The organism is Streptomyces sp. NPDC006510 (assembly GCF_040611955.1).
GTDB lineage: Bacteria > Actinomycetota > Actinomycetes > Streptomycetales > Streptomycetaceae > Streptomyces.
In genome coordinates, this window is sequence record NZ_JBEXPH010000104.1 from 15,508 (window position 1) to 29,874 (window position 14,367).

The 14,367-nt window shown below is 69.2% G+C and carries 12 protein-coding genes and 1 pseudogene; 6 read left to right on the forward strand and 7 right to left on the reverse strand.

What is annotated here, in order from left to right:
- Positions 1–16: 16 nt before the first annotated feature.
- The 7 genes from ABZY11_RS27175 to mtnA form a co-directional block, all read right to left on the reverse strand.
- Entirely contained in the window at positions 17–772 is a 756-nt protein-coding gene (locus ABZY11_RS27175) for a response regulator transcription factor (RefSeq protein ID WP_356481651.1), read from the reverse strand.
- A gap of 186 nt (positions 773–958) precedes the next feature.
- Complete coding sequence (gene raiA, locus ABZY11_RS27180; protein WP_356481652.1) at positions 959–1,648, reverse strand: ribosome-associated translation inhibitor RaiA; 690 nt, start codon at positions 1,646–1,648, stop codon at positions 959–961.
- 322 nt (positions 1,649–1,970) lie between these two features.
- Entirely contained in the window at positions 1,971–2,699 is a 729-nt protein-coding gene (locus ABZY11_RS27185; protein WP_356481653.1) for a ComF family protein, read from the reverse strand.
- A 68-nt stretch (positions 2,700–2,767) separates the two neighbouring features.
- On the reverse strand, positions 2,768–4,633 hold the full coding sequence (locus ABZY11_RS27190) for an LpqB family beta-propeller domain-containing protein (RefSeq protein WP_356481654.1): 1,866 nt from the start codon (positions 4,631–4,633) through the stop codon (positions 2,768–2,770).
- A complete protein-coding gene (mtrB, locus tag ABZY11_RS27195; protein ID WP_356481655.1) occupies positions 4,623–6,647 on the reverse strand; it encodes an MtrAB system histidine kinase MtrB in 2,025 nt (674 codons plus the stop codon). Before mtrB ends, ABZY11_RS27190 begins: the two co-directional genes overlap by 11 nt.
- Position 6,648: 1 nt before the next feature.
- Complete coding sequence (mtrA, locus tag ABZY11_RS27200) at positions 6,649–7,338, reverse strand: two-component system response regulator MtrA (protein ID WP_187438793.1); 690 nt, start codon at positions 7,336–7,338, stop codon at positions 6,649–6,651.
- Positions 7,339–7,342: 4 nt separating this feature from the next.
- Positions 7,343–8,491 (reverse strand): S-methyl-5-thioribose-1-phosphate isomerase, encoded by a 1,149-nt coding sequence (gene mtnA / locus ABZY11_RS27205; protein ID WP_356481656.1) that lies wholly within the window; start codon positions 8,489–8,491, stop codon positions 7,343–7,345.
- Between the two features lie 140 nt (positions 8,492–8,631).
- Between mtnA and ABZY11_RS27210 the strand changes: the two genes are divergently transcribed.
- The 6 genes and pseudogenes from ABZY11_RS27210 to ABZY11_RS27235 all read left to right on the forward strand — a co-directional run.
- On the forward strand, positions 8,632–9,831 hold the full coding sequence (locus ABZY11_RS27210) for a hypothetical protein (protein WP_356481657.1): 1,200 nt from the start codon (positions 8,632–8,634) through the stop codon (positions 9,829–9,831).
- 4 nt (positions 9,832–9,835) lie between these two features.
- Positions 9,836–10,525, forward strand: coding sequence for a DUF4129 domain-containing protein (locus ABZY11_RS27215; RefSeq protein ID WP_356481658.1), 690 nt, complete (start codon positions 9,836–9,838; stop codon positions 10,523–10,525).
- Positions 10,522–11,733: a DUF4350 domain-containing protein gene (locus tag ABZY11_RS27220; RefSeq protein ID WP_356481659.1), complete on the forward strand. Its 1,212-nt coding sequence runs from the start codon at positions 10,522–10,524 to the stop codon at positions 11,731–11,733. The genes ABZY11_RS27215 and ABZY11_RS27220 overlap by 4 nt, the downstream gene beginning before the upstream one ends.
- Positions 11,730–12,731: a MoxR family ATPase gene (locus ABZY11_RS27225; protein ID WP_356481660.1), complete on the forward strand. Its 1,002-nt coding sequence runs from the start codon at positions 11,730–11,732 to the stop codon at positions 12,729–12,731. The genes ABZY11_RS27220 and ABZY11_RS27225 overlap by 4 nt, the downstream gene beginning before the upstream one ends.
- A gap of 10 nt (positions 12,732–12,741) precedes the next feature.
- Positions 12,742–14,052, forward strand: a complete 1,311-nt coding sequence (locus ABZY11_RS27230) for a DUF58 domain-containing protein (RefSeq protein ID WP_356481661.1) — start codon at positions 12,742–12,744, stop codon at positions 14,050–14,052.
- Positions 14,053–14,227: 175 nt separating this feature from the next.
- Positions 14,228–14,367: pseudogene (locus tag ABZY11_RS27235) on the forward strand (IS701 family transposase); the annotation flags it as partial.

The window sequence follows — 14,367 nt, forward strand, 5'->3', positions numbered from 1 at the left end:
CCGCGTTCCCCCGCCCTCACCTGATTTCGAGGATCTTCTCCCGCATGGCGTAGACCACGGCTTCCATCCTGGAGTGCAGCTGCAACTTCTCCAGGATGTTGCGGACGTGGTTCTTCACGGTGTTCTCGGAAATGAACAGTTCCTTCGCGATATCGCGATTGTTCATGCCCGTTGCAACGAGTTTGAGGACTTCGAGTTCCCGGTCGGTGAGCCGCGGCGCCGGCACCAGCCTGCGCTCGTCGGTCCGCTGGATCATCGACTTGAACTCGGTGAGCAGCTTGGACGCCATGGAAGGGCTGATCTGGGACTGCCCGTCGGCGACCGCGCGAATGGCCGTGGCCACCTCGTCCGTGGAGATCTCCTTGAGGAGATAGCCGGTGGCGCCGGCCTTGATCGCGTCGTAGAGATCGGCCTCCTCGTCGCTGATCGTCAGCATGATGATCTTCGCGCTGGGGGCCACCTCCTTGATCGACGTGCAGGCCTCGATGCCACCGCGCTTGGGCATCCGGACGTCCATCAGCACGATGTCGGGAAGCAGATCGGCGGCCTTGTCGACCGCCTCGGACCCGTCACCCGCCTCGCCGACGACCTGGATGTCCTCCTCCTGGGCGAGGACGATCTCCAGACCTCTGCGGAAAAGCGCGTGGTCGTCCACCACGAGGACCCTGATCGGCTCCCTGCGGAAACCACTGTCCGCGTCCGCGCCGGTGCGGGCACCGGCGATGTCGTCGGCATCATTCGCATCACGCACGGGCCCGAAGGTGTCCGCCATCGTTCCTCCCCCTGAAGGCCATGGCCTGAAGTTCACACATTGTCCGCCAACGGCAGTTCACAGAGCACCGATTGGCTTGGGACGCCATGATTCCATGCCTGGACGTCAGAGCGGTGATCCTGTTGACCGCACGCGGGTGCCCCTGGGGGCGCACAGGCGCTCCAGGGGCACCGCGGAAGGGTGGCGTCAGCCGCCGAGCGCACCGCCTGCGCCGCCCGCCTCGTCGGCGGCCAGCGGGTCGGTCCTCAGGTGGATGACACCGTAGTCATAGGCATGCCGTCGGTAGACGACACTGGGTTCCTTGGTCTCGGAGTCGACGAACAGATAGAAGTCGTGCCCGACCAGCTCCATCTCGTAGAGCGCTTGGTCGAGCGACATCGGTGCGGCGACATGCGTCTTCTCGCGCATCACCAGCGGACCCTCGCCCTGAACCTCCAGCGAGCCGAACCTGGTGGTGGGCACGGACTCGGCCGACTCATTGACGATCAGGTCGCCCTCACCGTTGAACGACGCCGCCCCCGGCACGGTCTCGGCGACCTCGGCAGCGGGAATCCGGCCGTTGCCACGGCGGCTGTAGCGCTTGTCGTGCTGCTTGCGCAGCCGCGCCTCCAGCTTGCCGGTGGCCAGGTCCAGCGCTGCGTACGGGTCGCCTGCGGCCGCCTCCGCCCGGATGACCGGGCCGCGCGAGCGGAGCGTGATCTCCACCCGGTCGGAGCGGTCGGCCTGACGGGGGTTCGGCTCCTTGGACACCTCGACGTCGAGGCTGATCACCTTGCCGTCGAACTTCTGGATCTTGTCCAGCTTCAGCTTCTCGGCCACGTGCTTGCGGAACCGCTCGGGCACCTCGGTCTTGCGGCCCTTGACGACGATGTCCACGCAGAACTCCGTTCCCGGATCGCTCCGCTCAGGGGCGGAGCATCTCCCTTTTGCACCAGGCCCCGGTGACAACCGGAGCCGCGGACTCGGTGACTTCCACCTCCTCCTCCCCCATCGGCGAGGTCTCCACCCCACCGAATTCCCAGCGTCTGGACTACCGGTGTGTTGCCTGCCCGAAACCTGGCGGTGCATTCATCGAGGTCCGGCATTCACCATTCCTCACAACCGAACATAGCCTGCCTGGCCGGATGTCGGCACCCGCTACTCGCACGTACCTCCGCTCGGGGCATTTTCTCCACTCACTACCTGCAACGATGCAAGTTCATTGGCAGTTCCGGTTTATTTCGAAGGCCGACGGAGATACTGCGACAACGGCCGCCTGCCCGCTGCCGGAGGCAGCCCCCTCGTGCCCGCACGCCTCACCCACCGCCCGAGCCGCCTCGGCGAGCGAGGCACCTGTCGTCAGAAGGTCGTCCACCAGCACCACCCGTCCGGCCGCAAGCAGCCGCTCGCCCCCGGCCACGACCTCCAGCGCCCCCACCAGATTCACCTGCCGCTGACGGGCGCCCAGCCCCGCCTGGTCGGCCACCGCGCGCCGCTGCCGCAGCACCGCGACCACCTGGGCCCGGGTGCCGCCGCGTCTCAGCTCCCCCGCAGCGGCCAGCGCGATCCGGCGCGTCGGATCATGGCCGCGTGCCGCCACCGCGCGCCAGGCCGACGGCACGGGTACGAGCAGCAGCGGGCCGGCGACACCCACATGCCCCGTCCCGGCCCGTACGGCCCCCGCCAGCGCCTTGCCGAGGGCTCCGGCCAGCCCCAGCTCACCCCGCTCCTTATGGGCCAGCAGCACCGCACGCACCGCGTTCTCGTACGCGGCGGCCGCGTGCACCACCGGCAGGCCCACAGGCTCCGGGTCGGGTCTCACCCGGCGCGGTGCCCTGCCGTGGAGCTCCGCACGGCATTCCTCGCACAGCTCTACGCGCGGCGTGCCGCAGCCGCCGCAGGACACCGGCAGCACCAGGCCGGAGATCTCCCGCCACCACCCCCGCATGACTCCACTGTGCGCTTCCCGGAGCGAACGGGCCACCCCTGTGGAAAACGCGGAACGGACCTTGCGGCTCAGCCCGGGTAGACCAGCGACGAGCCTTCCTTGACCACCGTCTGCCAGTTGTCACCGGGCGACAGCTTCACGATGCCGTCGCTGGACGTGGCCGCCATCAGCGGAAGCTGCTCGTCGTCCGCCGCCGCGACCGACGACACCTGGTTCACTCCGGGCAGCACCCCCGATGCGGACGTCGAACCGTCCGCCTGCACATAGCGCACCTGCTGCACCCCGCCCTGCTCCTTGCCGACCACCACAAGACGGCTGCGGCCCGACCACGACATCGCGGTCACATCCGTCAGCTGTGGTGCGGCCTGGCGCAGCTCCACCACCGACACCTGCTGCTCCGACGCCGGCCCGCGCCGCTCGATCCGGCCGATCTTCAGCGTGTTGCGGTCGTCCTGGGTCACCAGCAGGGCGATCCGTACTCCGTCCGCGGACATGCGCACCGCCTCGATCCGCCCACCGTCCAGGTCGGGCACGGCGACCTCCTGCGGCTCGCCGGTACCCCCGGCCAGTCTCAGCAGTCTGGGGCTGTCGGGATCCCGGTCGGCCACCCACAGGTCGCCCCGGCCGTCCCAGCTCGGTGTCGACAGACGGTTCTTCGCGTCGTGGGCCCTGCTGGTCACCGAGGCTGCGGGAAGCTCGCCGTCCGAGATGATGGACGACACGTACAGAGACGCTCCGTCGCGCGAGACCGCCGCCGCCGACTGCTCGTCCCTGGCCACACCGACCGTGCCCATCCGCACCGGTCCGTCGCCGAGCGGACCGGCCACCGTCTCCGGGGCTCCGCTGCCCTTGGTGCTGCCGGGAATTCGTTCCACATGCCCCTTGGCATCGACGAAGTACTGGCTGTCCGGCCCGCTCGACGAACCGTCAGGAGCGAACTCCTCCGCCTGGTCCGCCCCGAGCAGACACAGCGTGGAGCCGTCGGAGCGCTGCAACTCGATCTGCTCGACCCGTGCGGACGTCAGATCCCTCAGGGTGTAGAGGATCTGCGAGGCCATCATGCGACAGGAGCGCTGCCCGACGCCGTCCGCCTTCTTGTCGAGCGGGACCTTCAGTACGTTGCGGTCGTCGGGCGCCAGCGAAGTGACCCCCTTCTTCAACGCCGTACCGGGAGGGAACCGGGATGCGACCACGGGCCGCAGCCAACTGGTCGGCCCCGCGAGGAGGCTGCGGACGGACTGTGTCACGGTGTCCATCCCCGTGACGGGATCCGTCCGGCTACGGAGATAGACAGGGTCGGCGACCAGGGTCGACTGCGCCTCGGGCCGCCCCGTCGCAAAGTAGTACTTGTTGACGGAGCGGTAGAGACGCTTGAAGTCCGACTGGCCGAGCAGAAGACCGTCCGGCACAAGGTCGATCCGCCACTCCTTGCCGTCCGGCCCGTTCTCCCTCACCAGGTGCAGGGTCTGGTTGTAGTCGGTGGGCGCGAGCGGCTGATAGGCGCTCTGCTCGTCGACCGTCGCCACCTTCTCACCGGTCAGTGTGTAGGTGACCTCGGTGATGTTGCGGTCGCTGTCGCGGACAGGGCGGTCGTTCCGGTTCGGCGCCGCGGTGAGTACGGTGGTGAACGCGTTCGGCTTCCACGTCTCGGCCGCCTTCTTCGTCAGGTACTGACGGGTCGTCCTGAAGCGCGGGTCATCACTGGTCATGGACTCCAGGAAGCCGTCGACCACCTCGTTGGGGGTGGCGTTGTCACGTGGCGCGACGGCGTACACCTGGACCTGGGAGTCGCCGGGCTGCGAGGCGTCCACAGCCTTGACATCCCCGGTGACGGGCATCGAACCGCACGCGGACAGCAGCACCACACCGCATCCGAGCAGCGCGAACAGCCCCAGTACGCGACCATGGCCGTCCTTGTGACGGTCAGTCCCCACGATTCGTGTCCCCCCGCTCCGGGCCCTGCACCGCACTGTCGAATTCGCTGCCCGACCGGTCCTCGGCGTGGCGCGCGACCACCCGTGCGCCGTTCCCCGGAAGGGCGGCCGGATGCACCGAGGCAGGTGCCGTCCGTGGCGCCGCCGGAGCGCGGGACGGTACGGGCAGTGCGGACCTGTCATTGCTGCCGGGCTGGGTCGGCACAGCCGTCAGCCGGTGCTCGCTCCCCGTCTTCGGCGCGGCCGCGGCCCGCTCGCGGCTCTCCCGGTTGCGACGGGAGTCCTCGGGTTCCAGCGGTATCGGCGATCCGCGCAGCGGCTCGTCCGCCGTGCGCGGCAGCGTGAGGCGGAACTGCGAACCGCCGCCGGGCTCGCCCCATGCCTGCAGCCACCCGCCGTGCAGCCGGGCGTCCTCCACCGCGATGGAGAGTCCGAGACCGGTACCCCCGGTCGTCCGCGCGCGGGCCGGGTCCGCCCGCCAGAAGCGGTTGAACACCCGCGTGGCCTCGCCCGGCTTGAGCCCCACCCCGTAGTCCCGGACGGCCACGGCGACCGCACCTCCGGCCACCCCCATCCGCACCACGACGTCGCGGCCCTCGCCGTGTTCGACGGCGTTGACGACGAGGTTGCGCAGGACGCGCTCGACCCGCCGTGCGTCGGCCTCCGCGATCACCGGCTGCTCGTCGCCGACCACCCGTATCCGGGTGCCCTTGCGCTCGGCCAGCGGCTCGGCCCCGCCGATCACCCGTCGTACGACCTGCCGCAGATCTATCGGCTCCGCCTCCAGCGCCGCGGCCCCCGCGTCGAAGCGGCTGATCTCCAGCAGATCGGAGAGCAGCGACTCGAACCGGTCGAGCTGGTCCCCGAGCAGCTCCGCGGAGCGCGCCGTCACGGGATCGAAGTCGCTGCGGGCCTCATGGATGACATCGGCGGCCATCCGTACGGTCGTCAGCGGGGTCCTCAGCTCGTGGGAGACATCGGAGACGAAGCGCCGCTGCATCCGGGAGAGCTCCTCCAGCTGCTGGATCTTCAGCTGGAGGTTCTGCGCCATCTTGTTGAAGGCCTCACCGAGCCGGGCGATGTCGTCCTCGCCGGTGACCTTCATCCGCTCCTGGAGCCTGCCTGCGGAGAGCCGCTCGGCGATGCCGGCCGCCATCCGCACGGGCGTGACGACCTGCCTCACCACGAACCAGGCGATGGCCCCGAGCAGTACGACCACGAAGAGTCCCGCGGTCGCCAGTGTGCCCTTGATCAGCGTCAGCGACTTCTCCTCCTGCGTCAGCGGGAAGAGGTAGTAGAGCTGGTACGGATTGTGGTCGTTGTCGTAGAGCCGCTTGCCCACGACGAGTCCGGGCTGCGGTTGCTGCCCGTTCGCGTACTGGATCTCGGAGTACGTCTGGAACGCCCCGGGTTCCTTGTTCACTGCGTCCCGCAGGCGCTGCGGAATACTCACCGCCTCCACGCTGCCCGAGCCGCGTGGGGCACGGGTTCCCTCGTCGGCGCTGAGCGCCACCACGTTGAAGGCGTTCTTGCCGCCGCTGGCAAGCTGGTCGACGAGCTCGGTCCGCCAGGAGTTGTTGGCAGTGGCGCCGTCCGCCGGGTCGCCGCCCTGCCCACCGGGGGTGAGGGGGGCGTTCGCCTTTTCCTGGGCTGCGGCGAAACCGCCGGCCGCCTGTGTCTGGGCAGCCTTGCCCTTGGCGTCGAGCAGGCCGTTGCGCACCTGCCCGATCACGACCAGCCCGAGAAGCAGCACCACACCGAGCGACATGAGCAGCGTGCCCGCGACGACCCGCAACTGGATGTTGCGCCGCCAGAGCCGTACGGCGGGCAGCAGCGGACGCCGCACCCAACGCATCAGCAATCGCGGCACGGGTCCGCCGGGCGCCCGGTCGTGGAACAACCGGCCGCCCTGCAGAAGGCGCCCTATCCGGAACGCCTTGTGTCCTGGACCGGCAGCCCGCTCCGCACGGGCTCCCGGCTCCCCGGGCTGCGGAGCAGCGCTACTCGGGGGCATCTCAGCTCGGTCCGGCCTTGTAACCGACCCCTCGGACGGTCACCACGATCTCCGGCCGCTCCGGGTCCTTCTCGACCTTGGAACGCAGCCGCTGGACATGCACATTCACCAGTCGGGTGTCGGCGGCATGGCGGTATCCCCACACCTGCTCGAGCAGCACCTCACGAGTGAAGACCTGCCACGGTTTACGGGCGAGCGCGACCAGCAGGTCGAACTCCAGCGGGGTGAGGGCGATCGACTGTCCCTCCCGCTTCACCGAGTGACCGGCCACATCGATGACCAGGTCCCCGATGGCCAGCTGCTCCGGCGCCGGTTCCTCGGACCTCCGCAGACGTGCCCTGATCCGGGCAACCAACTCCTTAGGTTTGAACGGCTTGACGATGTAGTCGTCGGCCCCGGACTCCAGGCCCACCACCACGTCAACCGTGTCGCTCTTGGCAGTGAGCATGACGATCGGCACACCCGACTCGGCCCTGATCAACCTGCAGACCTCGATGCCGTCCCTACCGGGCAGCATGAGATCCAGCAGGACCAGGTCCGGCTTGGCCTCACGAAATGCGGCAAGTGCCTTGTCGCCGTCCGCTACGAACGACGGCTCGAACCCTTCACCACGCAGCACAATCCCGAGCATCTCGGCCAGTGCGGTGTCGTCGTCGACGACAAGGACGCGTCCCTTCATAATCGACATCATCCCATTAGCTAATCGTTACCTGCGATGATCTGGCACACAGCTCTGCCAGTCCGACCCCCGTGACCGGGGAAACCGCGCCCTCCTCCGTGATGATTGCCGTGACCAGCTCCGGCGGCGTGATATCGAACGCGGGGTTGTACGCGGGGGTTCCCACCGGTGCCACGAGCAGTCCGCCGACTTCCCCGCCCGCCACCCCGGCCTGCGGCGATGTGAGTTCCGTCACCTCGCTCCCCGGCCGCTGCTCGACGATGATCGATGCTCCGTCCGGGGTGTCCAGATCCACGGTCGTGGTCGGCGCGACCACGATGAACGGTACGTGGTGGTACTTCGCCAGCACCGCCAGCGGATAGCTCCCCACCTTGTTCGCCACCGACCCGTCCGCGGCAATGCGGTCCGCTCCGATGAGCACGGCATCCACCTCCCCCGCAGCGAACAGCGAACCTGCAGCGTTGTCCGTGAGCAGGCTGTACGGCATTCCGTTGCGCGCCGCCTCGTACGCCGTCAGCCGGGCACCCTGCAGCAGCGGACGCGTCTCGTCCACCCACAGCCGCCGCAGCCGCCCCTCCCGGTGCGCCCCGAGCGCCACCGCGAAGGCAGTGCCCTCACCGCCGGAGACGAGCGCCCCCGAATTGCAGTGCGTCAGCAAGCGATGCCCTCCACCGGCGGGCAGCAGCTCGTCCAACAGGGCAAGGCCGTACCGCGCCATGCGGCCGCTGGCCTCGGCGTCCTCCCGGTGCAGCGCCCTGGCCTCGGCCAGCGCCACCGCCGCGGCCGGCTCCGGATCCGCCCCTCGCCCGACGGCCTCGCGATACGCCTCGCCGACCCGCCGTGCCCCGTAGCCGAGATTCACCGCGGTGGGCCGCGCCCGCTCCAGCAGCTCCGCGGCCGCCGCCACGTCGTCCCCCCGCACGGCCGCGAGAGCCACCCCGTAGGCCCCCGCGATACCCAGCAACGGGGCGCCCCGCACCGCCAGCGTCCGGATCGCCCGCACCAGGGCAGGCACATCGGTGCACACCAGCTCGGCTTCCTCCGCCGGCAGTCGCGTCTGGTCGAGAAGCACCAGTGCGGGACCTTCCGGCGGCTCGGCCCAGCGAAGTACGGGAAGCGCGGGAGGCTCGATGCCCACCGGCGATTGCGCGTCCTGATCAGCCATCCGTCCAGTCTGCCCGGTGAGCCGCCCACAAATGAAGGCACGAAGGAGATAGAGCGCCCGGCCCATACCTGAGCATCGCGTGGCACGATGGCTGCCAACCTGCCGCCCCGATGAGCGGTCAGGACCGTGAAGGAGCGAGAATGAACGACACTCCGGGCTGGGCCTCGCCCGGATCTGCCCCCTCCGAGGATCAGGGAGCCGGTGTCCCCCGGCCCTCCGAACCCGTCGACGGCAGCGGCCCGGCAGGGAACTGGTCTCCCACGCAGCCGCCCGCAGGGCAGTGGTCCCCACCGAGCGCTCCCGGCGCCGGACCTGGCGTACCGCCTCCTGCCGCAGGCTGGGGCGGACCCCAGGGACCCGGCTGGGGGCAGCCGCCCTTTGCGGCCAAGCCCGGTGTCATCCCGCTGCGGCCTCTCGGCGTCGGCGAGATCCTCGACGGCGCGGTCTCCACGATGCGCGCCCATTGGCGCACGGTCCTCGGCATCACACTCACTGTGTCCGTGATCGCCCAGATCGCGATCATCCTCATCGAACGATTCCTGTTGCCGGAACCCGCACAGGTCGACCCGAACGCCACCGGCGCGGAAGCTCTGCGGCAGGCCGCCGACTCGGCACAGTCGACTCTGTTCAACAGCGTGCCGTCCCTGCTCATCACCATGATCGCCACGCTGATCACGACATCTGTGCTGACCGTGGTGATCAGCCGCTCGGTGCTGGGCCGCTCCGTGACGCTCTCCGACGCCTGGGCCGAGGCCCGGCCCCGGCTTCCTCAGCTGCTGGGGCTGACCCTGCTGCTGGCCCTGATCAGCTCCGCCATCATGGCAGCGGGTCTGCTGCCGGGCATGCTCACGGGCTCCGCAGCGGGCGCCGGGCTCGTCCTCATCGGATTCATGGCCGCGCTCGTCGTCGTCATCTGGCTCATGGTCCGCTTCTGCCTCGCCTCGCCGGCCCTGATGTTGGAGCGGCAGTCGATCATCACCTCCATGCGCCGTTCCGCGAAGCTCGTCAGGGGCGCCTGGTGGCGGACCTTCGGCATCCTGGCGCTGACCTGGCTGCTGACGCTCATCGTGACCGTGATCATCGCCATCCCCTTCGGTGTCATCGCGATGGCCGTGGACGGTGAGGGAATCGGCTCCATCCTCACGGACACCTCCACGCAGTTCGGCTGGCCCTTCCTGATCGTCTCCGGCATCGGCGAGGTGATCATCTCGACGATCACGTACCCGCTCTCCGCCGGCGTGATGGCACTGCTCTACATCGATCAGCGCATCCGCCGCGAGGCACTCGACCTCGAGCTCGCCCGGGCAGCGGGCCTGCCCGGATACGACACCAGGAGCTGATGCCGTGCCGGGGGTGGGGGGCACCACAGCAGTACGGCTACTGATCCACGCGAGCAGCGACATCCCCGTGGACACTCCACGTGTCCCGGCCCGCGAGGCAGCTAAGCACGAACTGTCCAAACCGATGTACCACGAGAACGATCCCAACCTCCTCCAACGAGGTCTCGACCGTCTCTGGGACTGGATCGGCGACCTCCTGGACAGGGCCTCCGGCGCCGCACCGGGCGGCCCGGTCGGCCTTGTCGTGCTCGTACTGATCGCCATAGGCCTGGTCGCCGCAGTCTGGTGGCGGCTGGGCACTCCACGCCGCACCGTGCGTTCCGTGGACGCCCTCTTCGACGACAGCCCCCGCAGCGCGGCCGAGCACCGGAAGGCCGCCGAGGCCCACGCCGCCGCCCAGCGCTGGAACGAGGCGGTCCAGGAACGGATGCGCGCCATCGTCCGCTCCCTGGAAGAGCGCGCCCTGCTCGACCCCCGCCCCGGGCGCACCGCCGACGAGGCCGCCGCCGAAGCGGGCCGCCCACTGCCCGCACACGCGACGCGACTCCACTCGGCCGCCAGAGAATTCGACGATGTCACATACGGCGGCCGCACCGCCGACCAGCAGGCATACCTGGTCGTGCGGACTCTGGACCTCGATCTCGAAGCCGCCAAGCCTCTCCTGACAACCGCGGCCCGGGGAGCAGCCGAATGACCGAGGTCACCGCCGCCTCCACCTCGGGAGCCCTCACCCCTCACCAGGTCTGGGTCCGCATCCGCGGTCTGCTCCTCGCCCTTCTCGTACTCGTAGCCGCCGGAACCGCCCTGGCAACCGTCCGCTCCGGTGACCAGCACGGCCGCCTCGACCCTCGCTCCGCCGACCGCTATGGCAGCCGGGCCGTCGCCGAACTCCTCAAGGAACGCGGCGTCTCCGTCCACGTGGTCACCACGATCGACGACGCCACCGCCGAAGCCGGCCCCGACACCACGTTGCTGGTCGCCTCCCCCAATCTGCTGACACCGCTCCAGCAGAAGGAACTCCGTGCCGCGACCGACAACTCGGCCGGTCGCACCATCCTGCTCGCAGCGGGCCCGCCCTCCGTAGGCACGCTGGTCCCCGGCGTCAGGGCACAGTCCGCCGGACCTGTAGCCCCCCGCGCCCCCGACTGCTCCCTGCCCGCCGCCCGCAGCGCCGGCAACGTCGAAACGGGAGGCTTCCGATATGCCTCCGACAGCCTCGACACCATCGGCTGCTTTCCGAGCGACGGCCTTCCCACCGTGCTCCTGGTCGAACAGGGCGCGGGTGACACCGTGCTCCTCGGTTCCCCCGACCTGCTCCACAACGACAGGCTCGCCAATCAGGGCAACGCCTCCCTGGCCCTGCAACTTCTCGGTTCCCGTCCTCATCTGGTCTGGTACCTTCCCTCACTCGCTGACTCATCCACTACCGCCGAGAACGGGGGCGCCGGAGGCGAGGGCACCACTGACGACCGCAGCTTCGCCGACTTGATCCCCCGGGGCTGGCTGTGGGGCACCTTGCAACTCGCACTGGCCGCTGTACTCGCCGCCATCTGGCGTGCCCGCCGTCTGGGCCCCCTGGTGACCGAGCGACTGCCCGTAGCCATCCGCGCCTCTGAATCCACCGAGGGCCGGGCCCGCCTCTACCGCAAGGCGAACGCCCGCGACCGGGCCGCCGAGTCACTGCGCTCCGCCACCCGCACCCGCATCGCCCCGCTCATCGGCGTCCCCCCACTCGACGCCCACTCCCCCTCAACGCTTGTCCCTGCCGTTTCCGCCCGCCTAAGCGGCACCGACGTCAGCCTCCAGACATTGCTCTTCGGACCCGCCCCGTCCGACGATGCCGCTCTCGTCCAACTGGCAGACCAACTCGACACCCTCGAAAGAGAGGTACGCACGTCATGAGCGCCCCGTCCCCAGTGCCCGCCGAGACCACCGAGTCCTTCGGGAACGGCGACACAGCCCGCGCATCTCTGGAAGCGCTGCGCTCAGAGATCGCCAAAGCCGTGGTCGGCCAGGACCCGGCCGTCACCGGCCTCGTCGTCGCGCTGCTCTGCCGAGGTCACGTCCTTCTCGAAGGCGTCCCCGGAGTGGCCAAGACCCTCTTGGTCCGGGCTCTCGCCGCCTCACTCGAACTCGACACCAAGCGCGTCCAGTTCACCCCCGATCTGATGCCCAGTGACGTCACCGGCTCACTGGTCTACGACGCCCGCACAGCCGAGTTCTCCTTCCAGCCCGGCCCCGTCTTCACCAATCTGCTTCTCGCCGACGAGATCAACCGGACCCCTCCCAAGACGCAGTCCTCCCTCCTCGAAGCCATGGAAGAGCGCCAGGTCACTGTCGACGGAACACCTCGGCAGCTGCCCGACCCCTTCCTCGTAGCGGCCACGCAGAACCCCGTCGAATACGAGGGCACCTACCCGCTCCCCGAGGCCCAGCTGGACCGGTTCCTTCTCAAGCTGACCGTGCCTCTGCCCTCGCGGGAGGAGGAGATCAACGTCCTCACCCGCCATTCCGACGGCTTCAATCCGCGTGACCTCAAGTCCGCTGGCATACGCCCCGTCGCCGGCCCCGCCGATCTGGAGGCCGCCCGCAACGCGGTCGCCCGGACCAAGGTCTCCCCCGAGATCGCCGGCTATGTCGTCGATATCTGTCGTGCCACGCGTGAATCCCCCTCGCTCTCCCTCGGAGTCTCTCCCCGAGGTGCCACCGCCCTGTTGTCGACCGCCCGCGCCTGGGCCTGGCTCACCGGCCGTGACTACGTCATTCCGGATGACGTGAAAGCACTGGCACTCCCCACACTTCGCCATCGCATCCAACTGCGGCCCGAGGCGGAGATGGAGGGTGTCACCCCCGACTCCGTCATCTCAGCCGTCCTCGCCAACGTCTCCGTACCCCGATGAGGCGATGACCGTGGCCCTCACCGGACGCACCGCCTTGTTGGCCGCCCTGGGGTCACTCCCTGTAGGCATCCTGGCCCCGAGCTGGACCGGAATGCTGGCAGTCAACGCACCGCTCTCTTTGGCAATTCTCTGCGACTACGCCCTGGCTGCACCAGTGCGAACGCTTCGGTTCACCCGATCCGGTGACACAAGCGTTCGACTTGGTGAAACCGCCGAAGTGCAACTCACCGTAACCAATCCTTCCCGTCGAAAGCTGCGGGCACACCTTCGCGACGCCTGGCCTCCCAGCAGCTGGCCCACCGGCACGGAGCAGACTTCCTCGCGACACACACTGGCGGTCCCGGCAGGCGAACGCCGTCGGCTGACCACCGTCCTGAGGCCGACACGGCGGGGTGACCGCCGGGCGGAACGCATCACCGTCCGCTCGTTCGGACCTCTGGGGCTTGCCGCCCGACAGGGGAATCACCAGGTCCCGTGGACGGTACGGGTCCTGCCTCCCTTCACCAGCCGGAAGCATCTGCCGTCCCGTCTCGCCAGACTCCGCGAGCTCGACGGCCGCACCAGTGTTCTCACCCGTGGCGAGGGCACGGAATTCGACAGCCTGCGTGCGTACGTGCCCGGCGACGACACCCGCTCCATCGACTGGCGGGCCACTGCACGTCAGTCCGCGGTCGCAGTGCGCACGTGGCGCCCCGAACGGGACCGTCACATCCTCGTCGTCCTGGACACCGGCCGTACCTCGGCGGGGCGTGTCGGTGACGTGCCCCGGCTCGACGCGTCTCTGGACGCGGCCTTGCTGCTCACGGCGCTTGCGTCGCGTGCGGGCGACCGCGTGGATCTACTCGCCTACGACCGCCGCATCCGCGCACAGGTGCAGGGCCGGTCCGCTGGAGAAGTCTTGTCGGCCATGGTGAACGCCCTGGCGCCGATCGAGCCGGCACTCGTGGAAACGGATAGCCGAGGTCTTGTCTCTGCCGTACTCGCAGGGGCTCCGCGTCGCTCCCTGATCGTGCTTCTCACCGGTCTGGATGCGGCTCCCGTAGAAGAAGGTCTACTCCCTGTACTCCGCCGTCTGACCCAGCGCCATACCGTGCTGGTGGCTTCAGTGGCGGACCCGCACGTCGAGCAGATGGCGAATGCAAGAGGCACAGTGGACGCGATCTACGAAGCCGCAGCGGGCGCACAGGCCCAAGCAAGGCGACTCCGCACCGCAGAGCAGCTTCAGCGTCACGGCGCGGTGGTTGTCGATGCCACGCCGGACAACCTCGCCCCGGCTCTTGCCGATGCTTACCTCGCCCTAAAGGCGGCGGGGCGGCTCTGACTCACCCCACCGCCACTAATACTCCAGTCTGGTTTCGCGATGCTGGTAGACCCGGCTGGGAACGCGTACGGCCACCGCGTGATCATCGGGGGTTGTGTGGACTCCTGAAGATCGTGCGGTGGCCGCAGGCCATAGCGTAGACCCTGCCCGCTGGCGGGCGATGTTCGACCAGGCCATGGCCCGGATCGCGGGACGATTCGGCCGAGTTGAGCCGCGGACAGCCGCCCGTGCCTATCTGCTCGGGCTGCTGTCGAACGTCGAGCGCAAGAACTGCTGGCAGCTGGCTGAGCAGGCCGGTCACGCCCGACCTGGTCC